The following is a 26890-nucleotide window of genomic DNA, read 5'->3' on the forward strand; positions in this document are numbered from 1 at the left end:
CTGTTTTTTATTTCAGCCAGTGCAAAGCTAGTTCTTTTGCTTTACAGAATGAAATAAAATAGCATCCATATATTTTTTCCCCAGTACCGGATACGTTCTGTTTTCAAAAATCCATTTTCTTCCTTTATCACCTATCTCCATCCTTTCTTCCGCACTCATATTGCCATAATATAAGATTGCATCTTTGATATCCTCTGCAGAGGTACTGTTGATAAACTTACCACAATCAGCTTCATTAATCATGGAAGGATATCCGGTATAAGAAGCTATAATAGGTTTCGCTGCCAACATATATTCCACAACTTTATTCATAGATTGACCGTAGTCCCATACTTTTGAATCTTTAGTAGACAAATACAGAATATCGCAAGCATCAAGAAAATATTTAACTTCACTTTGCTGAATTCTTTGTAAAAATGTTACATTGGAACAATCTTTTAGCGTTTCTTCATAGGATGCTCTAAGATCACCACTTCCAACAAGTACAAAATGGATATTATTATCGTCCTTCATCATTTTTACAGTTTCAATAAAAGGCTCCAATGCATTAGTAACCCCCATACTTCCTGCATAGCCAACAATTATTTTGTCTGATGGTATTATGTCTAAAAAAGGATTTCTTTCTTTTAGGAAGTCTTCAGAGTAGTTTTCAGGATCAAATCCCAATGGAGAGCAATGAAAGGGTCTTTGATATCCCAATAACTGCTCTACATGCAAATCTAATCTTGGCATTGTTCCTGCTACCAGATCAGATTTTTTGTATCCAAATTTCTCAATAAATCCTATCAATAAAACAAGAGGATGCCATTTGGAAAACCCAGCCTCTTCCGTCATTGTTAAAGGCCAGATATCACGAATTTCAAAAACTAAAAAACTTCCAAATTTCTTTTTTAGATAATACCCATAAATAATGGTAAAAATCGAAAGTGATGAAACAATAACAACATCAGGTTTTGTCATGTTGGAAAGTTTCATAGAGAAAAGCTTTCTTTCAAAATCAAACCATGATAATATTCTGTCTTTAGATGCTGTTCTGATATATTTTTTTGTTTTAATCCACCTTATAGCTACTTCATCCTGTTCTTCATCATTATAAATTTTGTCAGTTTCAGGACAATTGGCAAAATGATTGGCATCTGAAGTTATTAATAATGCTTCGTTGCCTAGTTTTTTAAATTCCCTTGCCAGATAGAATAAGCGTGATGGAGCTTTTGCGTATTGAGGAGGTGAGGCATATTTGGAAATTAACCAGATATTCATTTATTTATTTTATTTTAAGTTTACAATTTCTTGGAAATATCCTTTGTTTTCATTGATAAATGGGTTTTGATTGGAATAAAATGAGTATTTGAGTGAAATTTTTTCATACATCATATTTACCTCGTTTGTATTTAGCATCTTCCACCACCCGTAGAAAATATGGGTATAATCTTCAGAAGGTGATAATCCCTTATCTCCTTTTTTAAGATTACTTCTAAAGTTACTATTATTGCCATCAACAAAATTATTGAACGAATAAGTTCCGTTTGTAGAATTATATACTGCAATATTATTCAGTAATTGTTTTGAAAGCAATATATTAAGTTTATCCAGATAGTTAAATTTTGTGTAATCCGACTGGAATGCTAATTTCAGAATATAGAGATAAGCCGGCATTCTTGAAAAGTGAGAGGCATCCCAATTAACACTCTGATTTCTTTTAAGGACTACATCCTGAAAATTAGGATGATCTTTCCAGACATTGGGCTGCAAATACCATACATTATCCTGAAATACAACTTTTTTCTGCATCACCTGATAAAAGAGGTTTCTAATGTTAATCAAATCTCTAGTATTAGTAAGTGAGGTATCTTTTTCAATAAGTGAAAGACTCACTCCTGTTCCCATAATATAAAGTTCAAGATCAGTAAATGCACTATAATAACTCATATCTCCATTATATTCACCACTCAGCAGATACTCTACTCTTTGCTTTACTCCGTAAAATTTTCTTGATTCTGCTTCCCAAATATTTGCATAGGCATTGTTCCAATAGTTTAGTATCTCCTTTTTGATGAAATTAAACATTTTGGTCTTTTCCGCATCACCGCGTATTCCACTTCTTCTGAGATATTCGGAAACTGTAAAATAGAAAGTTCTTTTACTTAAATCATCTATATCTGATCTATTTTTTATGGTAAGTAGTTTTTCATAAGTAAAAAACACCTGTAGTCTTTCTATAACATCCTGATTTTTGGTATCATAAGCATATTGTACAGGAATATACAAAAAAGCTGCACAATCATAAGCTGCATTAGGCCAGTTTGCCATTTTTGTTTCAGAAGCAAAAATATCATTATAATAATTGATAAGATTAACGATTTCTGTGGTTTTCAAATTTTGTTGTCTGAATACAGGTTCTACAGATATTAATGATGATTTGCTTACAGATGCTTGTACCATCAAGCAAGTGCTGATGGTACAAAACAAAAAAATAAAAATAAACCTAATTTTATAAATTAATACGTTTTTCATCTATAAGTAGGCATTTGTAATTAGCATCTATTATTGCTTATATAATTTTGGAATATTGTTAACTATTTTTATCACGCGTTCAAAATCCAGTCCTAAAGTATCTAAATACCATCTGATGTTCTGATAACGTGGAGCATTCTCTATTTCAACAAGTTCTAGGGCTCTTTCTCTTGTCATTTGTCCTTCTCTGATCTGATTGCTTCTAAACGTATCATGTTCTGTAAAACCAGCTACAGTATAATATACATAGTTATAAAAGGCAGCAGTTCCATCTCCGATTCTCCAGGTCGTGGTAGTATCTATTGCTTTCTCCCAATCATAATCATTTAAAAGAGTATTATCCACCTGCTCTTCATCCCATCTCCAATAATCAAATATATGGTAGTAATCCTGTTTTTCTGTGAAACTACGATAATATTCACCAGACAAAGTATCCCAAAGTGAGCTATTAAAATACCCTGGACTCTGCATCATTGCTCTGAACCTCTTAGAATGGTATCTCAACTGTTTCATAGCACCATGACTATACACTCTTTTTTCTTCAAAATCAGGTTCAATATCTAAAAACCCTGTTTTAAAGTGTGTTACTTCCAATGGATTTACTCCCCAAAGATTAAGATTGATTCCAGTTTGTTTCTTTATATCTTCTACATATCTGAAGAAATGTTTATCTCCTGCAGTAAGCATTGCCATCATTCCTAAGTGAGGAGACTTCAGCCATGCTTCAAGATTCATTCTGATATTCTTTCTTTTGAGTGAAATATCTGCTGCAACAATAATGTTTTCTACCCCAAGATCTGCACACATACGGCTGATATTTCGTCTTCCAAGGTCTGTTACCATTCCCCAGTCATAGGTATAAGTAACAGGTTTCATTTCCAGTTCTTTTACAATAAGGTGTAACCCATAGCAGCTATCTCTACCTCCTGAAAAAGGAACGATACAATCTAATTCTTTTCCTTTTCTTCTGTAAGGTTCAACCAATTTAAATAATTCTTCTTTTGGTTTCGGATTATTTCTTGGTTTATAATTTTTACAATAATTACATACTCCAGCCTCATCAAATTTTATGAAGGGCATTGTTTCCGGTAGTATACATTTTGTACATCTCTTGATATTTATCTTTTTATATTCCAGTAGACCTTCTTCAATAGTATTAAATTTAAATTCAGGAATTAAATTCTCTACTCTGCTTTTCTCATCTATTATAGTCAGTTTTTCTTCTGAAACAGGAATATCAATAATCATAGCTTCATCTTTTATCTGGCTGATATTCTCACATCCGATAATTTTAAGGCCATAATTTTCTGAGGCAAAATACGTTTTATCTTCATTGTACCCTACATATAGGCTTCCATTATTGGAAAAAAGAAGCAATTTTCCTTTTTCCGGCAGTACAAGAGCACATGCAATAACACCTCTGCATAAAGAAAGTATTTCTTTGGGAAGGTCTTCAATTTTATTCTCCTTATTGCTAAGAAATTCTTCTGCAATAGCTACAATAGCTTCAGAATCAATTTTAAGCTGCCTGCTTACTGATAATTTGCTCCAAACTTCTTCTTCATTGACAATAATACCGTTGTGGATAGCACATATATTTCCTCTCACCACGGGCTGATTATCACCCAAACCATTAGTAATCAATCTACTATGACCTAATACAACATTATTATTATACGGCTGTACTTTGTTCAGTAATTTCTCAATACTATAATCAGCTCTGTTTACTTTATAGTTATTGTTTTGATAATAGATCAAACCACTGGAATCCACTCCTCTTTGTTCGGAATGTTTTACCAGAGTTTGAAACTTCTGCTTGTTGATATGAGTCTTTGATACGACTCCAAAAATTCCACACATTTGTCTTTATTATTTATTCTTTATTTTTTAAAATATTATTATACATTTTTAATAACTCACTTTCCTGAAAGTTCCAGCTAAGCGGGTAAAGGTCTGTTTTGAGCCTATTGTCCAAATCTGAATGTTCAACCTGTTTTACAATTTCAAATAAATTTTCAGCATTTAAGCTACTACATTTTCCTAAATCATATTCATCCACAATTTTTCTAATATCCGGAAAATCTGACGCTAAAATATATAATTCTGAAAAAGCATATTCAAATAATTTATTGGGAAGACAATAATAATCACTTAAAGAAACAGCTTCTACCAGACAAAGCCCTACATCTGCAGATGTAGACACCTCTACAACCTGATGATGCGGAACTGCCGGATGATAATGAATATTATCGTTATTAAGCGCTGCTTTTTTTATTTGATCAACATACTCACCATAGCCAATAAAAACAATGTGTGAATCTACTTCTTTTCTTTGAAAAACATCCAAATACAAATGTACACCTCTTCCTACTTCACTTATTATTCCCAGATATAGAAATATTTTTTTCCCTTCAGGAATATTAAATTTTTCTCTGAGATAATTATTTTTACTATTTTCTCTGGGAGAAGTATCAAGCAATGGCGAGTTTAATATCAATAGACTTTTCTTTTTCCCAAGATTTTTATCATACCAATCAATAATGGATGGGCTTACACTAATTAGTATATCTATATCTTTCCATAACATTTTTTCAATGAAAAGTGTATATTTTGATAGTATTTTTGATTGGCCTGCCTTATCTGATTCCAGTTCATGAGCGTCATAAATGAGTTTTGAACGGCAAAATAATTTAATTATTTTTGCAATAGGTAAATACAGTGTATCATGACAATGGATAACATCCGGTTTGTATTTGATTCCTGGAAAAACCATCCTGATAAATGCCTCTATAAGATTAAGAAAATATCTGACAGGTCTTGGTAAAAATTTAAGATTTTTTGTAGCAATATTAAATACCCTGATAAAAGGTATTTGCTCTGTTTCATATTTATGTCCTTCAGAGTCATCAATTCCATAGGCTACCAGAGTTGTGTTTTCAATTTTTTGGACTGCCTTCAGCTCCTTTAAAATCCTACTGTCGTATCGGATATCTGTGGGTGAAAGATGAAGTATCTTTTTATTCATTATTTTTAGTATATCTAGGCATTAAGTAAAGTAAAAAGCAAACTGCCAGAAATCCTCCTGAAATAAGTGCTGTAAAAAAAGCACCATTAATAAATAGAATTCCAAAAGAAAAACTGGAAATCAAATATATTCTTGCATCTAATTTAAAGCTTGACATATCAAATACTCTCAGGAAAAAAGCTCTTACAAAAGGAAATACAAGTAAAGAAGCCCATCCAAATTGTGCATAATCACTTCCTATCAAACCCGTATTGGAAGACATTTCCGGATCGTTAAAATAAGTTGCTGCTATTATATAAGGGGAATTGTTTTTATGATTTACTGTTGTTTCGAACCAGTGTCCAAAATGCTCACGAAGGTAAAGTAATTCATGAGTTGAAAAGTAATCATAATGACAATAGGCTAATAATGTAGGTGTGAAAAAGGTTCTTGAATAAAGACCTGCAATACTGATCTGAACATTCTCACTTCCAAATACGACAAAAAAGATTAAAATACTATTGAAACCAATAAATGCGTGCAGAAGGTATTTATTATATTCTTTTTTATAAAAGAAATAAATAAGTATCGTCATGATCAATAATACGAAATCTGTCTTATGCGCTCCAAAAGAATACATCATTAAGCCAAAGAAGAAAAACAGACAGCTAAGAAAAACATTTTTTTGTATCAGATAATACATAAAAGAAATCGTAATAAACATACTTGATATTGGCCGGAGATAATTAATGAAGGAAGGCATATTTAGCTCACTGACTTTTGCGCGTATTTCATATACCTCTTCAAAATCAAATTTAATATTAAAACCATTATATATAACGGAAAAAATAATCATCATTAAAACCACAGTATATAATAAAATTTTAAACAATATCATGGATTGGGAATTGTCAAAAATTTTAAAATATTTCACATTATCGTATCTTATATAAAACAAAAAGAGAAGCGCACAATATAAAATACTATATAAAAAAAACTCAAAATTATTGGTATATATACAAAAAGTTAGGTTGGGTAAAAAGTATAAAAGATATGTCACCATAAGAATTAAGCTTGCTGGTGTATTTTTTTCTAGAATCTTTTTAAAAAAATAAGTATAAAATATTATAACAATGTAAGAAAGATTATTAATGGTATGACTAAATTCTCTTACATAACCAAGATATCCGTAATGTACAGATATTGAATTAACATAGAGATAATCTAAAGATAACTTATATATAATAGAAAATATTAATAATGTAAAATACTTCATAACAATAAACGTCAAGACTTATTAAATAGTAAAGAAAGTAATAAATATCTAAATAGAATTACTCCCACATAAATCCATATAAATAAATCGATGGTAGAACTTTTTCCTAAAAAAAATGAAACCAGCAAAACTAAAGTAGTAATTACCTCCCAAACAAGAAAAATTTTATTCTTCCTTTTAACCAATACACCACTTGAATAATGAGAAAAAGACGATGAAATAACAGTTGTGAAAATTATTATTTTACTCATATCAAATGCTTTTCTCCATTTATTAATATCAAAAAATAAAGAGAAAAAATATTCACCAAAAATTAAATATACAATAGCAAACAGTAGGGAAACCAAGAATAATAATCCAACATAGGTATTCATTTTTTTATTTAGCTTCACTTTATTGGTTTCTGACAAATCCTTGTATATTAATCCATTTAAACTTTCAGATATTAGACTTAGTGGTTTATTCACAATTTTGGAAGCCATAAAGTAGTTTCCCAAAATAGCTTCTCCAAAATAATGTTTTATAAAGAAACTGGGCAGCTCTGCATTGAAAGTATTAATAAAATAAGCTGGCATCTGATGCAATGGGAAAGACTTATATTTTATTATTATATTGTAAAAATCTCTGTAAACAATATTCCTTTTTTGGAGTTTGAGATAAAACAGTATGAATATAGTAGCCAAGAAATTAGGTAGCACATAAGATAATACTAAAATACCGTATGATAATTTTATATAATAACCGGAAAGTATAATGATAACGGCAAACACAGAGTTAAGTATCATTGATTTACTCACCACATTCAACAATCCTTTTTTAATAAGAATATCTTTTGACGCACTATATAAAGACTGGCTAAATGCAACCAATGGAACAAGTAAAAAATAGGAGTCTATATCAAAAAATAACATTGAAATAAGTATAACGAAAAAAGAAATTAATGAGATGGTTATACTTAAAAAAATAGAAACAGCATACAGCATACTATATTCCTCGCTTTTGGCTGGTAACATAATTGCTTTGTTGTATGACAAAGTATAAAAATAGGATAATGGAGCGGAAATGGACAAAATAAATGACAGTACTCCAATTTCGTAATCAGAATAAATTCTTCCGGTTAATGGAACCGCAATCAGTAATATTAATTGAGATAATATATTGCTGCCTAAAAAAGATATTATTTTTCTTTTCATAAATTTAAATAATCTTCTTTAGTTCTCTTAAAAAGAGTTTTGTATACAATGTAAATAAATAATTTAAAATTTTTGTTCACATACGCTTTCTTGAGCTGCGAGAGAAAAATATCTAACACTGAGCTTTTTTTTATAAATAATGGAGCAATTTCACCATTTGTTAATGCTTCATGAAACTTTAAATCTTTTTTTTCATATCCTACCACTACATTTAAGAGAGATTGAGGAATATGTGAATCGGAGCTCCAAATCATAGTTTTTTTATATTTTAGAGCTAATAGATAAGACTTATAATTATTAATAACTGATGATCTGGCGTTAAATACTTCTATAACGTCAACAGCCTGAGCCAATTTTTCTATTTGGGTATGTCCGTCATAGGGATGAGGTAAAATTAGCATCGCATTCTGTTCTCTTGCACTTTTATAAAACTCTTCCCATTTCATATCTGTAATTTCATTCTTTATATTTAATGCAATTACATCTCCCTGATTTGTCTTATATTCTGCAGCAGTTGGTATCTCTACATCCAGATTGTATTCTTTTACTTTTTTCTGAAGTTCCAGGCTTCCTTCTATAGTTTCATGATCTGTCAATACAATAAAGTCTAGCTTTTTATCCTTTATTACTTTAATTATATTTTCAATCGTATTAATTCCATCGTAGGAATAGGTACTATGAAAATGAAAGATACCTTTTTTCATTTTAATTACTTGAGAAAATTTTCTTTATTGTCCACATTAATTTAACCAAATCAATGGAAAAATTTTCAAATAAATTCGTATGAGAATTTGTTTGAAAATATTCTTTAATTTTATGCAGCTTTCCTGTTTTAAACAAGCCTAAAAGATCTCCATCTAAAACCCAAAAAAATTTTTCCCCAACTTCATATTTCTTTTCAAGGTTTTCGTTTACATTCTTTGAATAGGCATCTATCAAAGTTCTACCAAAATTCAATCCTAATGCATAAGATAAATCCAGCGAACCCCAAAATTTAGGATTTAACTCTATCAAATGATACTTTTGGTTAGACTCATCATATTTATATTCAATCATTAGAGGGCCTGACCATTTTAAATACTCAATAATCTGTTTGGATATACTAAACATTTTATCACAAAAAACCGACTTAGCAGCCGTACTAGATCCTCCAGTAATGGGTATTTCTCTAATACGCTCATGCATATAGTAACTAATGATTTTACCTTCTTTAGCAATACAAAAGAAACCTCTGCCTACTCCTGATACCCTTTCCTGCATTAATAATTTTACTCCTCCCGACAAATATTTTTCTATTTCATCAAATTCAGATTCAGAAGCTAACTTTACATATATTGGGTCAAATTTAGCTAAACTTTCATTACTCGATTTAACTACACAATTTTTATCTTTACTATATTGTCTCAATTCTTCAAGATTTGAAAATAATTTACATTCTGGATAATGGACATCCTGAAGAAAATTTAAAACTACCATTTTGTCTTTATTCAATGCTATTTCAAGACTTTCTTTGGGAGGCAGCAAACACAATTCCCTATACTTTTCCGAACATATAGTTACTGCTTCACTTCCTACGGGAATTATAAATTCAGGTTGAGTCTGCTTAACGGATTCTTCTAAATTCCCCACAAGATAATCTTTACAATAGCCAAACCTTTTAGTAAAAAAAACAGTTTCCTTATCTGTGGCAAAAACTTCGTGTATATTTTCTCTATGCAATTCTCGCTGTATTGCAATAGAGTTCTTGTAATTTGCATCTGTTATCAAAATTCTCATACTTGCTTTGTATTATTCAAGGTTGAACAGAATTCAAGGATCTGACAGTATAGTTCTTTCTTTTTTTCACTCTCAAATTCATCATTATGCCAAAGTAATGAAAATCTTCCTCCAACTTTGTAGCACTGAAGAACTATTTTTTTTACGTAATGAAGAGCTTTATCATCATCTATATTTATTTTAGAATAATATAAAACACTTCCTTCCATTACAATTAAAGGTCTTATTTCTACATTCAGTATTGATTTATTATAAATATCAAACGGTTTATATGGAAAACATGTCCCACATCTAAAACCACCTGTTTCATGAAAGGTTAATGTATTGTCATATTTTTGTCCGGCTGTGGAAAGCTGCCTTAATGTTTCAAGAAAACTAATTCTTAAATAATGCATTCTCCCTCCAAGATCTGTAGGAATATTCAGTTCAGATAAAATTTTTCTGAGCTTCATCCATTCTGTTTTAATACGGAATTTTGATGATGCGTTATAACTATAATGAATACCTACTTCATGGCCTCTATTGTCTATTTTTTTTATAAGACGTTTTACAAAATTGGTATAGTTGTATCTAAAATCAAATTTGAAAGAAGTACTGGCCGGAATAAAATAAAATTTACTGATGATACCATACTTCTCTGAAACATCCATAAGCCAATCAAATGTATTTGAAGCCTCGTTATCAAAAAAAAATTTCCTGTTAGTCAAATAAGAAACAGCCAATTGGGGTCTTTTCAATAAATCTATAAGAAAAAGTGTAATAAATTTAGTTTTAGGAACACTTATATATCTTGATATCTTATCAACATCGTGGCTTACTTCATAAGAAAACTTATTTTGTTTGCAATCAATGCCCGAGGCTAAAAGTATATTCCCAATAAAATAAACCCACTCATCAACTATTGGCCGCAAATATAATTCATCTTTAAATAAATGAGAATCTTTCAACTCAAATCTGGAATGTTTATCTTCAGATTTCACTTCGTATTCTTCTAATCTATTGAGGGTCCATATCATATAGGATACGAAGTCATAATTTATTGTAAAAGTATTATTTTCTTTCCTGATAAACCAATCTATTTCTGAAACTCCAAATAAAACTAAATTTTCATTTGGAATTTCCAGACCAGTTGTCTCTGAAATAGCCTCTCTGGATATATAACTTAAAGTATTTTCTTTACTAAAAAATCCTTGTCTTCCATTATCAGTAAAGTTAATAGTTATAAAATGGTTATTCTTAGAAAAAATCAAACAAAAATGATCATCAGTGAATTCAACCTGAACATCTATGTCAAATCTCTCTCTAAAAATAATACTCACCCAATCTTGCAACTGATCATCCGAAAGTATTTCTGAGAAATAATTACTTGTTACCAAAATTTTAAAACTATTATGAAAATTTTCTACTTTTTATCATATATCCTTTCTATAATATCCACCACTTTAAGCCCTTCCAAAGCATTAGTAGTAATGGTATTTCTTCCTTTTAATACATCCACTACATTTTCTATGATATAATGATGATTGGCTGCAGATCCTTTATAAGCACCATAATCATTTCCAGGGTTTGTTGGAGCTAATTCCGGCATTACATAGTCTTTTACATTACAAACTTCAACTTTGTCCATATACTGTCCTCCAATCTTCACAGAACCATTCTCTGCAATGATCGTCATAGAACTTTCAAGGTTCTGATTCCAAACTGAAGTAGAATAATTTAAGGAACCCATTCCTCCATCTACAAAATCAAAGCTAACGAATCCTGAATCTTCAAAATCAGTAAGAGTTGCATGATTAAAATCTGCAAATTTTGCCTGAATATTAGTAATATCGCCGAACAGCCAGTACATGATATCGATAAAGTGAGAAAACTGTGTAAATAAGGTTCCTCCATCCAGGTCTTTTTTCCCGTGCCATGATTCTGTCTTATAATATCTGTCATCACGGTTCCAGTAGCAATTAAGCTGAACCATATATATATTTCCTAGTTTTCCGCTTTCTACCATTTCTTTCACCCATGCAGAAGGTGGAGAATATCTGTTTTGCATAACGGCAAAAACTTGTTTATGCTTGTGCAACGCTTGAAAAATAAGTTTTTCCGCATGCTGTTTTTTCAGAGCCATTGGCTTTTCTACTACGACGTGCTTACCTGCATCTATCACTTTATAAGATTGCTCAAAATGGAATCCGTTGGGAGAAGCAATATTAATAACATCTACTTCAATCCCGGAAGCTAAAAACTCATCCAGTGATGTAAAAAAAGGAACGTCATAACTTTCGATTCCCAATACAGATTTATCTTTAACATCGATCAATCCAACTAATTCACATTCTTCATTTCTTGAGATCATTTCAGCATGTCTCTTTCCGATATGCCCGCACCCAACGACTGCAAATTTTATTTTTTCACTCATTTGTATGTTTTTAAATTTTTGAAACTTTATTATTTTCTAATTTGTATTTTTCTCCACTTTCTTCACAAACAGCAATATTTTCGGCATCAAACTGAAGTCTTTGTCCATATTCACTCATCCATCCCATTTGTCTTGCCGGGTTTCCTACTACCAATGCATAATCCGGCACTTCTTTTGTAACCACTGCTCCTGCACCAATAAAGGCGTACTCACCTATATTATGTCCGCAAACAATTGTTGCATTGGCTCCTATAGACGCTCCTTTTCCTACATGGGTCTTCAGATATTCATTTTTTCTGTTTACTGCACTTCTTGGATTTATCACATTGGTAAAAACCATTGAAGGGCCTAAAAAAACATCATCATCACATGTTACTCCTTCATAAATAGAAACATTATTCTGAACTTTCACATTCTGACCTAAAACTACTTTAGGTGAGATGACAACATTCTGACCTATATTACATTTTTCTCCTAAAATGCAGCCTGTCATAAGATGTGAAAAGTGCCAAATTTTGGTTCCTTTCCCTATGTGACATCCTTCGTCAATAACGGCTGTTTCGTGTGCAAAAAAATCCGACATATCTGCTTTATATTAATTAAAATAATTCTTAATTTCTGTAATAATAACATCCAGTACTTCCTGATCAAACTCTGTATGTACCGGAAGAGAAATAACTTCTGTACAAAGCTGCTCTGTAACAGGAAGACTAAAACCTTCTTCTACATATTGAAGAAAAGCTTCTTGTTTGTATAGAGGTAAAGGATAATATACCATACTTGGAATATTCTTTTCTGCCAAATACTTTTGTAATTCATCTCTTTTCCCATTTTTCACTCTAAGGGTATACTGGTGAAATACATGGGTAGAATTTACAGCTCTTTTAGGAGTTTGAATTTCAGCTATCCCTGCAAGGTTTGTATCATAATAATCTGCCATTCTGTTTCTGGCAGCTGAATACTCATCCAAATGCTTAAGCTTAACTTTTAATACCGCTGCCTGAATGGTATCCAATCTTGAATTACAGCCTAAAACTTTGTGATAATATTTCTTTTCCTGACCGTGGTTGGCAATCATCCTGATTTTGGAAGCCAATTCATCGTCGTTCGTCATCAATGCACCACCATCACCATAGCATCCAAGATTTTTTGAAGGGAAAAATGAGGTACATCCGATATGCCCGATAGTTCCTGTTTTTTTCACAGTTCCATCAGAAAAAGTATAATCGGAACCTATTGCCTGAGCATTATCTTCTATAACAAAAAGGTTGTGTCTTTCTGCAAATTCAAGAATTTTCTCCATATCAGCACTCTGGCCGTATAAATGAACAGGAACAATTGCTTTGGTTTTAGATGTCAGATATTTTTCAAGACCATCCAGCTGTATATCAAACGTATCTTCGTTTACATCTACCATTACAGGTTTTAATCCTAAAAGACCAATCACTTCCGCAGTAGCTACATATGTGAAAGCAGGGCAGATGATTTCGTCGCCAGGCTGCAGATCAAGTGCCATCATGGCAATTTGAAGAGCATCTGTTCCGTTGGCACATGGAATTACATGTTTTACTCCCAGATATTTTTCAAAATCATTTTGAAATTCTTTTACAGCAGGACCATTAATAAATGCTGTATTGTCTATGCATTCCTGAATACCAGCATCTACTTCTTCTTTTATTTTCAGGTATTGACCTTTAAGATCAACCATTTGAATTTTCATATTCTTAGTTTTTTGAGTGCACGGAGTGCTATTTTTTAATTCATGATAAGCTCACTTATTTTATTTCCTATGGAAAGGCACGAAGTGGCAGCCGGAGAAGGAGCATTTCTAACATGGATAATATTTCCATTTTTCACGATATCAAAATCATCAATCAATCCTCCGTTTCTGTCGCAAGCCTGAGCTCTTACTCCTGAACCACCTGTAACAAGATCGTTTTCCTGTATTTCCGGTAAAAGTTTCTGAAGGGCTTTTGTAAATGCGGACTTGGAAAGTGAACGGTGCATTTCTCCCATTCCGGTTTTTCCGTATTTCGCTACAATTTTTCTAAACCCTGGCCATAGCATGGTTTGCATGGTTTCGCTAAAGTTGAAGTCGAAAAAATGGTATCCTTCTTTTTTAAAAGCCAGCACTGCATTAGGACCTGCTTCTATATTACCATCAATCATTCTGGTAAAGTGAACTCCAAGAAACGGAAAATTAGGATCAGGTACAGGATAAATAAGATGCTTTACCAGATATTTTTTTTCATCCTTAATTTTATAATATTCTCCTCTAAAAGGAATAATGACCACATCGTTTTTTTCGTTGGTCATTCTGGTTATTTTATCGGAATACAATCCTGCACAGGAAATTAACTTTTTGGTTTTAAATTCGGAAATATTGGTATTGACAATAATTTCAGATCCTTTATCAATGATGTTTTTTACTTCATTATTAAATCTTATTTCTCCTCCTAATTCTTCAAAAAGTTCTTTTATTTTTTGGGCTATTCCCGGGTAATCAATAATTCCGGTTTGCGGAACTTTAATTGCTTTTACACCTTCACAATGAGGTTCGATTTCACGGAATTCTTCTCTCGAAAGATATTTTAAATCCTGCAGTCCGTTTTCAACTCCTCTTTTATAGATATTATCCAAAAGTGGTAATTCTTCCTGAGAAGTAGCTACAATGATCTTCCCGCAAAGGTCATATCGTATGCCGTGTTTCTCAGCAAAGTGGATAACTGAGTTATACCCTTCAATGCAATTTTTAGCTTTGAGGCTTCCCGGTTTATAATAAATCCCGCTATGGATTACTCCGCTGTTATGTCCCGATTGGTGTAGGGCCACATCGTTTTCTTTTTCCAAAATTAAAATCTTAGAATCAGGATTTTTCATCTTGGTCTGATAAGCTGTGGCCAATCCTACCAAACCGGCACCAATGATTATGATATCATAGTTCATGATCAGTTATAATCTTGCGTCTACCAGATTTCTGTCTAAACATGCTTTAGTATCGAAAACCACAGCATTTTCTTTTTTAAGCTGATTCAGATCCATTTCCAGAAACTCATTATGAGATACTGCGATCACTAAAGAATCATACTTTTTCCCTTCCTCAAGAGCGTCCAGAATATCAATTCCATATTCGTGCTTTACTTCTTCTTTGCTTGCCCACGGATCATAAATATCAACATTTACTCCGTAATCAGCCAATTCTCTGTAGATATCTACTACTTTAGTATTTCTGACATCGGGACAGTTTTCTTTGAATGTAACTCCTAAAATAAGGGCACTGGAATTTTTAATTACTCCGCCTTTTGCAATAAGAAGTTTAACCACTTTAGCAGCAACAAACTTTGCAATAGAATCGTTTACACGTCTTCCGGATAAGATCACATCCGGATGATATCCCAGTTGTTCTGCTTTGTGTGCAAGGTAATAAGGATCTACGGAGATACAATGTCCTCCCACCAATCCTGGTTTATATTTAAGGAAATTATATTTTGTTCCTGCAGCTTCCAATACATCATTGGTATCAATTCCTACTCTGTCGAAAATTAAAGCCAATTCGTTAACAAAAGAAATATTAACATCTCTTTGTGCATTTTCTATAGCTTTTGAGGCTTCTGCAACTTTAATGCTAGGTGCTTTATGGGTTCCTGCAGTAATAATTTTCTTATACAGTTGATCTACTTCTTCGGCAATCTTTTCCGTAGAACCTGACGTTACTTTTTTAACGCTTGTAAGCGTATTTACTTTATCTCCCGGATTAATTCTTTCCGGAGAGTAGCCTACGAAAAAATCTTCGTTAAACGTAAGTCCTGAATATTTCTCAAGAACCGGTACACATTCTTCTTCTGTACATCCGGGAAAAACCGTAGATTCATAAATAACAATATCTCCTTTTTTGATAATTTCTCCTAACATTTTTGAAGCAGAAATCAATGGATTCAAATCGGGAGCATTATATTTATCAATAGGGGTAGGAACTGTTACAATGAATACATTAGCTTCAGCAATATCAGATAACTGGCTTGTTGCTTTATAACCTAAAGAACCATTGGATTCGTTATACTTTTTCAGTCCGCTATTTAATTTATCAACATCAGCCTCAAGCGTTATATCCTTTCCGTTATTAAGCTGATCAACACGCTGTGTATTGATATCAAATCCAAAAACAGGATAGTGATCTGCAAATTCAAGAGATAAAGGAAGACCTACATAACCCTGGCCTATAACCGCTATTTTATATGTTGTTGCCATTAACTAAATTTATTTTTTATTTTTTGAAACCAAGATTGTTCTGTATGCTGGTTATAGCCATAACCGTATTTGTTACTGTATCCTAAATTTTCTCTGCTTACATCATTAAGTACAAATCCTACATTTCTGATCTTTTTCTGATCGATATTGTTATTGGCAAATTCTAATAATGCCTTTTCAGTGTATTTAGATCTGGAAACATAAATCGTGATATCAGAAAGTTCAGCAATAAGGAAAGTATCTGTTACGAGAAGCAATGGAGCAGTATCCAGAATAATATATTCGTATTTTTCTTTCAATTCACTAAGAAGGACCTCATAACGCCCGTTAGATAACAATTCTGTTGGGTTCGGAGGAATCATTCCTGAATAAATTACATCCAGGTAAGGATTAAAAGATGATACATGAATAATATCTGCAAGTTTAGTGTCTTCATTGTATAGATACTCCGTAAGCCCGGCAAGTCCTTTTCTGGCAGGATTATATCTTTGAAGCTGAGGGTTTCTGATATCAGATCCGATAATAATTGCTTTTTTCTTAGGGTTTGCCAATGTTAAAGCCAAATTCACAGATGTGAATGTTTTCCCTTCACCTTTTACGGTTGAGGTAACAAATACTACTTTCCCTTTTTTCTCTTTTGAAAGCATGAAATTCATATTGGTAATAAGAATTCTAAATGCTTCCGCCATAGGAGTAATATCATTCATTTTAACAATCTCGGAATCTCCCTTTTCAAGACTTGGCAATTCTGCAATAATAGGAGCATGGACAACCTTCTCAAGATCATGTTTAGTAATAATCTTATTATTGAAAAGTATTGTTAAATAAATAATAATAAAAGGAATTAACAGACCAGCAACTAAATAAACCGTCAAAATAACATTGGTTTTTGGAGAAATTGCTACTGGTGAAGCATACGCAGCATCAAGAACTTTTGCTTTTGGAGCTATAATAGATTGAGCAATAGCTGTTTCTTCTCTTTTCTGAAGTAAAAGCAAATACAAATTTTCCTTAATTTGTTGTTGTCTTTCTATGCTTCTGAACATTTTTTCAATAGAAGGAAGTTTTGATATTATTCCGGAAACTTTATTTTGCTCTCCTAAATATTCATTTCTTGCAAGCTCCAGCCCTACTCTATTCCTTTGGAGAGTCTGCATTATAGAACTACGCATTGCATTAATTTGCTTTGTAACATCTACCACAGTAGGGTTTTCCGGCGTAGCAGATTCAAGTAATCTGTTTCTCTGTAAAACAAGTTGATTATATGAAGATATTCCTGATATTGCTTCAGGATTATTCAATCCAACATTTGCAGGCAGAACCTGATACTGTCCTTGTTTGGAAACATAGCCTATAAGTGCTGTTGTAAGTTCAAGCTGAGCATCTACATCCAGTTGCTTAGCCCTGGCTGCTGCAGAACTTTCTAAATTAATTTTAGCTTCCGTTTCTAAATCTGTAAGATTATTTTTAGATTTAAAGCTTTCTTTCTGATTTTCAACTTCTCCCAGCTCACCTGATAATTTTTTTATTCTATCTTCAATGAAATCCAAAGTCTTTTTTGATTCTGAATTTTTATCTACAATAGCATCATTATTATAAGCTACTATCAGACTATTAATAATATCTTTGGCTTTTGAAATCTGAGGATACTGATATCCAAGTTTAAGGACAGTAGTTTCTCTATTGACAAGATCGACATTAAGTGGTCCTTGAAGACTATTTACGGCAGCTTCCAGAGAGGATATCTGAAGTACCAGATTATTCATGTTTATCCCTTTAACTTCTGCGGAGTTAAATTTGGAATTTTTTGTTATTATAATATTAGCAAATGGTAAACTTATTGTTTTACCATAAGTTGTTATAATATCTTTTTTAAGACTTTCTCCATTCAATGTTAACTTCTCTCCATTGATGGCAAGCTGAATTGTATTTACAGAGCCTTTATCTTTTTTCTCTCCAATTACTCTCACTTCTACAGGAGAAGTTTCTTTATATAGTTCTAAGGTTCTTATTTTTCCTTTTGCTGTAATATTAGTTTGAAGATTTAAATTGCTGATAACTTCACTCATCATCTTTTTTGACTTCAAAACTTCTATTTCATTGGCTATACTATTGGTTTTAAGCCCCCCAATTCCTGACAAATCAGGTAATACTCCCAAATCATTTGCCATTACTGATGACGAGGAATTTTTAGCATCTTTGATAAGAATTGTAGACTGTACACTATAAATAGGAACCATAAACTTCAATGAAATATAGCCTATTATCAGAGCAATAAATGCACTTATAATAAACCAAGGCCATTTTCGGATATATGGTTTTATAATTTCACCAATATTAATCTTGATTATGCTGTTTTCTTCCTCTGAAAATTGTGAAGATTTTTGGTTATCCATCAATTTTTATTTCTTATTAAATAAACTTACCACTACTGCAATGGCTGTAATACCGATAGAAATCGCTGTCAGGTAAAGGCCTGTATTTGGATTTTGTTTTGCTAAAACATCCTTTGTATTGCTTGAAGAAACAATAATAGCATCACCCTGTTTAAGATTATAATATGGCGAATTAATCAGATTACCATCCAAAATGTTGACACGACCATGCGAAACGACACCGTTTTCAGTTCTTACGATTAAGATATCATCTCTTTTTCCATACTGAGTAAGATCACCAGCCATCCCTAAAGCATTTAAAATAGTTGCTTGTCCATTAGCGATAGTATAATCTCCTTGTCTGTTTACTTCTCCTAAAACGGTCACTTTAAAATTGGCAAGTCGCATATTAACTGTTGGATTAATAACGTATTTCGTCATTTTTTCCCTTAGCTCATCTTTGAAGGTCGTCAAACTCTTATCTGATGTGTTCAGCTTTCCTAATATCGGAAAATCAATATTTCCATTTGCATCTACAATATAGGTTGGTCCTGACAGTATTGTTGCTCCCTGATTAGGAGTGTTTCCACCTGCCGTGGCATTTGTTTGGACAAGTTCTGACGAAGAGTAATTCTGATTAAAAGGTTTTACAACATCCATATCTTTAGCAGTGATCAGAATAACTAACTGATCTCCTACCTGGATGGTATTCGCTGAATTTTTAGCAGAGGCATTGATTGCAACCTGTTCTATATTCTGCATATAATTTAAATCATTCTTAGCATTAGGATTCACTTTACAGGAAATCACTAATGAAGACGCCAAAACTACTGCTAATATTTTTCCTTTCATTATTTTGTTAAATTATGCAAATATACATTTATATTTTTTCTATTTATCCAGGGCCTCATAGATTGAATTATTGCTTCGGAATTCCGGCACTATTTTTTTGAGAATCCTTACCACTTCCACTTTATCTCTTCTAAGAGAAGCTTTAGTAATTTCTTTAGTAAGCGTATCTATTTCTGCAAATCCCATAGAAGGGTCTTTAGAAATCATAATTTTATCATTATGAGTAGGAAGTGTTTTTGCGTCGTCACTCAAGAGTTCTTCATATAACTTCTCCCCAGGTCTTAGACCTGTATAAATAATCTTAATATCAATATTAGGTTCGAATCCGGATAATTTTATCATTCTTTTGGCAAGATCAATAATTTTAACAGGTTCCCCCATATCGAAAACAAAAATTTCACCTCCCTCACCCATTGTTCCGGCCTGAAGTACAAGTTCACAGGCTTCAGGAATCGTCATGAAATACCTTACAATTTCCGGATGGGTAATGGTTACCGGTCCTCCTGCTTCAATTTGCTTTTTGAAATGAGGAATAACAGAGCCATTGGATCCCAGTACATTTCCAAACCTTGTTGTAATAAACTTGGTAACGTTACCTTCTACATTCTGAAGCGACTGCACAAAAAGTTCAGCAGCTCGTTTTGATGCACCCATTACATTGGTTGGATTTACAGCTTTATCTGTAGATACCATTACGAATCTGTTTACTTTATATTTACTGGATAGTTTTGCAACAATCTTTGATCCTAATATATTAACAAAGATGGCTTCGTGAGGGTTTTCTTCCACCAAAGGGACATGCTTATAAGCAGCTGCATGATATACCATTGAGAAATTATAAGTCTGGAAAAGAGATTCCATCCTGTGATGATTGGAAACATCTCCTAAAACAAATTTGAAAGCGATATGAGGGAATTTCTCTGTCATTTCAAGTTCAATTTCATAAAGCGGTGTTTCTGCCTGATCTAAAATGACAATCAATGAAGGATTGAAAAGAGCAACCTGTCTTACAATTTCACTTCCTATGGATCCTGCTCCACCGGTTACTAATACTGTTTTATCAAAATGTCTTTTTTTAACTTTTTCGTTCTGAATTTTGATAGGTTTTCTATTCAACAGATCTTCAATTTGAAGATTTCTAATAGATCCACCCAGATCACTATCTCTAAGCTTTTGTACTGAAGGTGCTTTAAAGACGTTAAGATCCTTCTCTAAAAATAAATTTACCCATGAATTCATCTCATCTCTGGCCATCATTTCTTTAACAACAAGAACGCCATCAATGATAAGATCTTCTTTGGTATTTTCCTCTATTTTTTGTTTTTCATAAATTGGCTTTCCTAGTAGAGAGGCCCTTTTAGAATCTGTTCTTTGTGTCAAAAATCCTACTACCTGATAAGGCAAACTCGGATTATCAAGAATAGCACGGGCAATGGCAATAGATTGTTCATCAATTCCCAATACCAAAATTCTTTTTTTCAGCGCACTTCTTCTGTATTCCCTTACGATATGAAAAAATTCTTTTACATAGAGTCTGAAAAGAAATAATCCCATAAATGAAATTACAAAATAAAGCATCAGATAAGGAGTCAGTATGAATTTGCTTCCTGTAATCCAGAAATAACAGATATTTACTGTTCCGATAGCCAGCATTGTGCAAAAACAGGATATCAGAAGCTTAAATAAATCTATAAATGTGGAATGACGGATAATACCTGCATAGGTCTTGAAGACATACATAAAAGCAGCATTCACAAGGATAATAAAACTAAAAATCAAGCTTTTATCGTCATGATATATAAATTCCTGCTTGGTAATTTTTGCGATAATGTAAGTAGAAAGAAATAAAGATATTACCAGAATAATAATATCTATTACAAGAATTATCCATCTAGGAAGATATCTTACGTCTGAGAGATTGACAACATTATCCCCTCCAAATATTGTTTTTCTAAGAGAATTGTACATTGTCTATATTGGTGTTCATATTTAATTAAGGTATAATATCTAAACTATCCAATCAAAGATAATTTTGATACAATCATGCAAAAATAAAATAAATTTATTTCAATATGCTGAAATCAAAAATAAATTTGAAGTTTCATTTATATAGTCTAACAATTTCATTGCGGTACAGCTAAATTCAGTGACAAAAATCGTACCATACAAACTGTTTATGAAGGTGATATTTATCTATACAAATTCTTTAATTTAACTGTTTTTCTTTAAAAGAATTATTAAATCTTTATATATCAATCTTTTTCAATGAACTGATTGTTTTTTTTTCTAAAAGTCATGCGTCAAGTTTTTTTGATTTATTAATATTTAGTCAAAAATATCAATTATTTTTTCATACTCAAAACCTTTACTCATCAAATATTTTATAGTTTTGGTTTTTTTTTGATATTCTTTCAAGCCGGTTTGCCTGGTGTAGTAATCATCAAAAATTTTTCTGATGGTTTTCTCATAATCAGATTCATCAATCTCATCAAAACAGGAGTTAATCAACCTTTCAGAAATCTGTTTCTGTTTCAGATTCATTTTAATCTTGGTCTTGCCCCAGTGTTTGATGTAAAATTTGCCTCGGATGTAGCTCCGGGTAAATCTTTCTTCGTTCAGGTAATTTTCTTTCAGGAGAAATAAAATAATTTCTTCTTTTGCTTCATCAATAAGCAGAAATTCTCTCATCTTCTGTTCCACTTCGGCATGGCAGCGATCCTGATAAACACAATAATTAACCAGTTTCTGCTTAATTTCGTCGAAAGTATAAGATTTCTTTTCCATTTGAATAAAAAAAGAATGAGCAGTCTGCCCATTCTTTACATGATATTGGAATGCCCGTTAGTAATTGAACAGAGCTTTACCTTCCATTAATTCGTTAACTTTCTTTCTTACAGATCCAAGAACTTCTTCATTTTTGATATTGTCTACTACCTCAGAAATTAATCCGGCAATAGTGTCCATATCATTTTCTTTCAACCCTCTTGTTGTAATAGCCGCAGTTCCCAATCTGATACCAGATGTTGTAAATGGTGATTTATCATCAAAAGGAACCATGTTTTTATTACAAGTAATATCAGCAAGTACTAATGCTTTTTCAGTTTCTTTACCGTTTACTCCTTTATTTCTAAGGTCTACCAGCATCAGGTGATTATCTGTACCACCGCTTACGATATCAAATCCTCTGTCTATCATTGCTTTTGATAATGCCTGAGCATTAGCTTTAACCTGTTTTGCATAGGTTTCGAACTGTACATCCAATGCTTCACCGAAAGCTACCGCTTTACCGGCAATCACGTGTTCAAGAGGTCCTCCCTGAATACCAGGGAATACAGCTCCGTCCAGTACCTGGCTCATCATTTTAATTTCTCCTTTTGGAGTTTTGTGACCGTAAGTATTTTCAAAGTCTTTCCCCATCATGATCATTCCTCCTCTTGGTCCTCTCAGGGTTTTGTGAGTAGTAGTAGTTACTACATGACAGTGTTCGAATGGAGAATTTAACAATCCTTTTGCTACTAAACCAGCCGGGTGAGCGATGTCTGCCCAAAGAGTAGCTCCTATTTCGTCTGCCACTTCTCTGAATTTAGCATAATCCAAGTCTCTTGAATATGCTGAGAAACCAGCGATAAGCATTTTTGGCTTTTCTCTCAGTGCTACTTCTCTCATTTGGTCATAATCAATTAGACCTGTTTCCTGCTGAACTCCATAAGAAACTACGTTATACTGAATCCCTGAGAAATTCACTGCAGAACCGTGGGTAAGGTGTCCTCCCATTGAAAGGTCCATCCCCATGATTTTGTCTCCTGGTTTCAAAACTGCAAGATAAATGGCTGCATTCGCCTGAGAACCGGAATGCGGCTGAACATTCACATAATCTACTCCGAAAAGTTCTTTAGCTCTGTTGATCGCTAAAGTTTCAACCTCATCTACTACTTCACATCCTCCGTAATATCTTTTTCCGGGATATCCTTCAGCATATTTATTTGTCAGTACACTTCCCATTGCTTTCATTACATTTTCAGAAACAAAGTTTTCTGATGCAATAAGTTCTAAACCATGGGTTTGTCTTTGTCTTTCCTTTTCAATCAGGTCGAAAATAATATCCATTTTACTTTTAGTTTTTGAAATTTTCACCCCAAATGTACGGAATTTTCATCGAGATTTCTCTATTGAAAAAATGATTTTTAAACACCAAAAAATGAAAAAACACCTCCTTTTATATTATATTAAAACCGTGTCAACTTTTACATTAATTATTTTAACCATAAAAGGCACAAAAGTTTAAACACTGAAGTATTTTAGGACCAGATTTTATGCATAATAAGTAAACCGAAGTTTTAAAAAATCTTTGATTTTCGTCTTATGTGAACTTTTCTTCAGACTTATTTTAAACTTACTTAAGTAGACTAAAATGGTTTAAAATGAAACCTTTTGTGACTTTTGTGGTTTTATAAAGTTTAAACAACTTTATAATAAGAAAGCCTTTAAAATTCCTCATCGGCAAGTTCTTTATTCACCACAGCACCTGCAAAATTTCCCTGTGCAACTGCATTGGCTACGGAACGCATCATGGTTACATTATCTCCACAGGCAAAAACTCCGGGAATGTTTGTTTTCTGCATCATATCTACTTTAATAAATCCCTGTTCTGTCATTCCACAACCCAGATCACCAGACACATTGATATTTTGTTCAAAAGGAATTTTAGCATACAAAGCCTGTAAAGGAAGTTCTTTTCCGTTTTTGAACACTATTTTTTGAATGAAACCGTTTTCATGTTTTATTTCTTTTATTTCATCTTCGTTAAGAACGATTTTATTGTGACCCAGTTTTTCAATCTGTTCTTTTGAAAGTGAAGACTTTCCGTTGGTAAACAGGGTAAGATCTTTAGTCAGATTAAAAATCAGTTTTGAAAATTCGTAAGCCGTATCTCCATTGGAAAGAATTCCGGTAACTTCGTTTTTCACTTCATAACCATGACAGTATGGGCAGTGTATAACAGAAGTTCCCCAGCATTCTGCAAACCCGGGAATATCCGGCATTATATCTTTCACTCCTAAAGCAAGAATAAGTTTTTTAGCATTAAATTTTTCACCGAAGGAAGTTTCAATCACAAAACCTTCGGTTGTCTTTTGTGTTTTCACTACGGTTCCGTTATAAAAGTGAACTGTATTGTATTTTTGAACATCTTCTTTTGCCAGCTTTGCAATTTCCGCGGGTGTTTTCCCATCATGAGTAACAAAATTATGGGAATGCGGAGTCTGTCTGTTGCAAGGTTTTCCGTTATCGATAATCAGAACATTTCTTAAAGATCTTCCTAAAGACATTCCTGCTGACAATCCAGAGTAGCTTCCTCCTGTTATAATGACATCAAAGTTTTTGTTTTTCATAGTTCAGTTGATAATTGATAGATGATAGATGATAGATGATAGATGATAGATGATAGATGATAGATGATAGATGATAGATGATAGATGATAGTGCAAAGGTAAATTAAAATTAATTAACGCAACAAGATTGCAATAATAATTTATATCTATTACCTTTATTTTGTAAACAAATCATCACTTCTCTCTCAATTTTGAAAAACTATTTCCACTCATTTTTTACTTCGATAATTTCGTCCTGAATTCTTTTATTGATATCTGTTTTTGCTCCCTGAAAACTGAAAATTGCGGTTCCTCTTTCTCTTGCATACGGATTGGTAATAGAATCAGCTAATTTTGAAACTTCAAAAAAAGAACCGGATTCTTCAAGTTCTTTCCCTGCTTCAGGGGCATCTTTAACTCTGATCACATTTTTATATTTCCTGTTTACATCTATCCAATTGATGTAATCCGCATGAAATGACATGGCCGTAACGCCAGCTTTCGAATAATAATTAATAGCTCCGGCCTGTCCGTAATTATCACACAGCACCATCGTATTTCCGGTTTTTGATACCCTGAAATATTCTTTATCTACTTTTTGAGCCAGCTCTTTCCAACCCTGCATATCGGCAAAATCCTGTGGCAGCGGATGATCTTTTCCATCTTCCCAGCGAAGCAGTCCGAATTTTTTGTATTGATCCTGATGAGATTCAATATATTCAGGACTTTTATTCGGAAAGGCGACATTATATAGTGGAAGGAATAAAAGTATTGGAATAAGTATGCTAACCGGTTTTAAAAACCTTTTCCTTCCTTTTTCTAACACATGCCCGAGAAAAACAGCACCAAAAGCAATATAAACCGGATAAAGCCCTATCGCGTAGTAATCTTTTGCTTTAAAAAACAAAAACAGACTAATAGTTATGATATAGCTCCAGAAGAAAAACCTGAATTTCTCAAAAGGTTTGTACAACAGTAATGCTCCCCAACCTGCAATCGTTACAAAAATAACTCCAACAAAAAATAAAATCTGTGATTTCATAAAACCCATTCGATCTACATGCACCAATTGTTTTTCAGAAAGTTCTTCCATATGATGAATAACCGGAAACTGGTTCTGGTACTGCCAAAGAAGATTGGGGAAAATAATAATTAAAGCTAAAAGAGCAGCCCAATACACATGAGACTGCATAAAAATCTGCCTTTGCTTTGTCAACAGTAATGCAGGAATAAGTCCTAACAATGCAAAAGCAATATTGCATTTATTTAATATTCCTATTCCAACAATAACGGCACCTATATACAACCATTCTATTTTTTGAGAATTGAAATATCTGATCAGGCTGTAATAAAGGGAAAGCCAGAGTAAAATCTCCAGAGAGGTTGGCTGGAACAGCATATTAATCCGGAGAAGCACTGAAAATAATATTCCTGCAGAAGCCAGAATTTTAGCAAACAGACCTCCTTTAAGTTCTTCAACAACTTTCCATGTCAGCACAATTGTCAAAGCTCCGAACAGCACTGGAAAGAATTTAACCCAAAAAATAGAATTTCCCAACATTTTAATCATCCAGGCCAACCAGGAATTAACAGGAGGAACAGAGAGATATCCCCAGGCAAGATGATTGGCCTGATCAAGATGCAGGTATTCATCTCTGTGAAGTTCATACTCAGGGCTTATCAGTGAGTATTGGAGTGCAAACTTTGCAATGATAAAAAGAAGCAGAATCCAGTAGTCCTTTTTCATTAGGGATAATAGTTTGAAATTTAAAGATAAGGACACTATCCCACAAAGTGTGTAAGTTAAAAAGTCAGGGCTTGGATTTTATAATCTGAGCCTTTCTTCAAAAATAAGCATAAATTGGTTGAG

21 protein-coding genes are annotated in these 26890 nt (G+C 32.8%); all 21 read right to left on the bottom strand.

Annotated features, from left to right (window positions below; translation table 11 throughout):
• Positions 1-27: 27 nt before the first annotated feature.
• The 21 genes from BW946_RS12980 to BW946_RS13080 all read right to left on the bottom strand — a co-directional run bounded on the left by BW946_RS12980 (position 28) and on the right by BW946_RS13080 (position 26767).
• Complete coding sequence (locus BW946_RS12980; protein WP_076596593.1) at positions 28-1260, bottom strand: glycosyltransferase family 4 protein; 1233 nt, start codon at positions 1258-1260, stop codon at positions 28-30.
• A gap of 9 nt (positions 1261-1269) precedes the next feature.
• Positions 1270-2376 (bottom strand): hypothetical protein, encoded by a 1107-nt coding sequence (locus BW946_RS12985; RefSeq protein ID WP_139326004.1) that lies wholly within the window; start codon positions 2374-2376, stop codon positions 1270-1272.
• Between the two features lie 168 nt (positions 2377-2544).
• Positions 2545-4374 carry a glucosamine 6-phosphate synthetase gene (locus BW946_RS12990; RefSeq protein ID WP_076596595.1) on the bottom strand — a complete coding sequence of 610 codons (1830 nt, stop codon included), beginning with the start codon at positions 4372-4374 and terminating at the stop codon, positions 2545-2547.
• Between the two features lie 13 nt (positions 4375-4387).
• Positions 4388-5539, bottom strand: a complete 1152-nt coding sequence (locus tag BW946_RS12995; protein ID WP_076596596.1) for a glycosyltransferase — start codon at positions 5537-5539, stop codon at positions 4388-4390.
• Positions 5532-6113, bottom strand: coding sequence for a hypothetical protein (locus BW946_RS13000; RefSeq protein ID WP_139326005.1), 582 nt, complete (start codon positions 6111-6113; stop codon positions 5532-5534). Before BW946_RS13000 ends, BW946_RS12995 begins: the two co-directional genes overlap by 8 nt.
• A 692-nt stretch (positions 6114-6805) precedes the next feature.
• The gene (locus tag BW946_RS13005; RefSeq protein WP_076596598.1) at positions 6806-7987 is read right to left on the bottom strand and encodes a lipopolysaccharide biosynthesis protein; all 1182 of its coding nucleotides are present in this window, start codon (positions 7985-7987) and stop codon (positions 6806-6808) included.
• Entirely contained in the window at positions 7984-8691 is a 708-nt protein-coding gene (locus BW946_RS13010; protein WP_076596599.1) for a PHP domain-containing protein, read from the bottom strand. The genes BW946_RS13005 and BW946_RS13010 overlap by 4 nt, the downstream gene beginning before the upstream one ends.
• 1 nt (position 8692) lies before the next feature.
• Complete coding sequence (locus BW946_RS13015) at positions 8693-9763, bottom strand: ATP-grasp domain-containing protein (RefSeq protein ID WP_076596600.1); 1071 nt, start codon at positions 9761-9763, stop codon at positions 8693-8695.
• On the bottom strand, positions 9760-11139 hold the full coding sequence (locus BW946_RS13020) for a polysaccharide deacetylase family protein (protein WP_076596601.1): 1380 nt from the start codon (positions 11137-11139) through the stop codon (positions 9760-9762). Before BW946_RS13020 ends, BW946_RS13015 begins: the two co-directional genes overlap by 4 nt.
• Before the next feature lie 26 nt (positions 11140-11165).
• Positions 11166-12176: a Gfo/Idh/MocA family protein gene (locus BW946_RS13025; RefSeq protein WP_076596602.1), complete on the bottom strand. Its 1011-nt coding sequence runs from the start codon at positions 12174-12176 to the stop codon at positions 11166-11168.
• A gap of 10 nt (positions 12177-12186) precedes the next feature.
• Positions 12187-12759 carry an acyltransferase gene (locus tag BW946_RS13030; RefSeq protein WP_076596603.1) on the bottom strand — a complete coding sequence of 191 codons (573 nt, stop codon included), beginning with the start codon at positions 12757-12759 and terminating at the stop codon, positions 12187-12189.
• Positions 12760-12771: 12 nt separating this feature from the next.
• Entirely contained in the window at positions 12772-13896 is a 1125-nt protein-coding gene (locus BW946_RS13035) for a DegT/DnrJ/EryC1/StrS family aminotransferase (protein ID WP_076596604.1), read from the bottom strand.
• 35 nt (positions 13897-13931) lie between these two features.
• Complete coding sequence (lhgO, locus tag BW946_RS13040) at positions 13932-15122, bottom strand: L-2-hydroxyglutarate oxidase (protein ID WP_076596605.1); 1191 nt, start codon at positions 15120-15122, stop codon at positions 13932-13934.
• Positions 15123-15128: 6 nt separating this feature from the next.
• Complete coding sequence (locus BW946_RS13045) at positions 15129-16424, bottom strand: nucleotide sugar dehydrogenase (protein ID WP_076596606.1); 1296 nt, start codon at positions 16422-16424, stop codon at positions 15129-15131.
• Positions 16424-18820, bottom strand: coding sequence for a GumC family protein (locus tag BW946_RS13050; RefSeq protein WP_076596607.1), 2397 nt, complete (start codon positions 18818-18820; stop codon positions 16424-16426). Before BW946_RS13050 ends, BW946_RS13045 begins: the two co-directional genes overlap by 1 nt.
• Positions 18821-18826: 6 nt before the next feature.
• Positions 18827-19651 (bottom strand): polysaccharide biosynthesis/export family protein, encoded by an 825-nt coding sequence (locus BW946_RS13055; protein WP_076596608.1) that lies wholly within the window; start codon positions 19649-19651, stop codon positions 18827-18829.
• Between the two features lie 39 nt (positions 19652-19690).
• Positions 19691-21619, bottom strand: coding sequence for a polysaccharide biosynthesis protein (locus BW946_RS13060; RefSeq protein WP_076596609.1), 1929 nt, complete (start codon positions 21617-21619; stop codon positions 19691-19693).
• Between the two features lie 357 nt (positions 21620-21976).
• Positions 21977-22435 (bottom strand): regulatory protein RecX, encoded by a 459-nt coding sequence (locus tag BW946_RS13065; RefSeq protein ID WP_083688869.1) that lies wholly within the window; start codon positions 22433-22435, stop codon positions 21977-21979.
• 57 nt (positions 22436-22492) lie between these two features.
• Positions 22493-23758, bottom strand: a complete 1266-nt coding sequence (gene glyA, locus BW946_RS13070; RefSeq protein ID WP_076596610.1) for a serine hydroxymethyltransferase — start codon at positions 23756-23758, stop codon at positions 22493-22495.
• Between the two features lie 377 nt (positions 23759-24135).
• Positions 24136-25041 carry an NAD(P)/FAD-dependent oxidoreductase gene (locus tag BW946_RS13075; RefSeq protein ID WP_076596611.1) on the bottom strand — a complete coding sequence of 302 codons (906 nt, stop codon included), beginning with the start codon at positions 25039-25041 and terminating at the stop codon, positions 24136-24138.
• Positions 25042-25240: 199 nt separating this feature from the next.
• The gene (locus BW946_RS13080) at positions 25241-26767 is read right to left on the bottom strand and encodes a glycosyltransferase family 39 protein (RefSeq protein ID WP_076596612.1); all 1527 of its coding nucleotides are present in this window, start codon (positions 26765-26767) and stop codon (positions 25241-25243) included.
• Between the last annotated feature and the right edge of the window lie 123 nt (positions 26768-26890).

The sequence above is a fragment of the Chryseobacterium sp. RU33C genome, assembly GCF_900156015.1.
Lineage (GTDB): Bacteria > Bacteroidota > Bacteroidia > Flavobacteriales > Weeksellaceae > Chryseobacterium > Chryseobacterium candidae.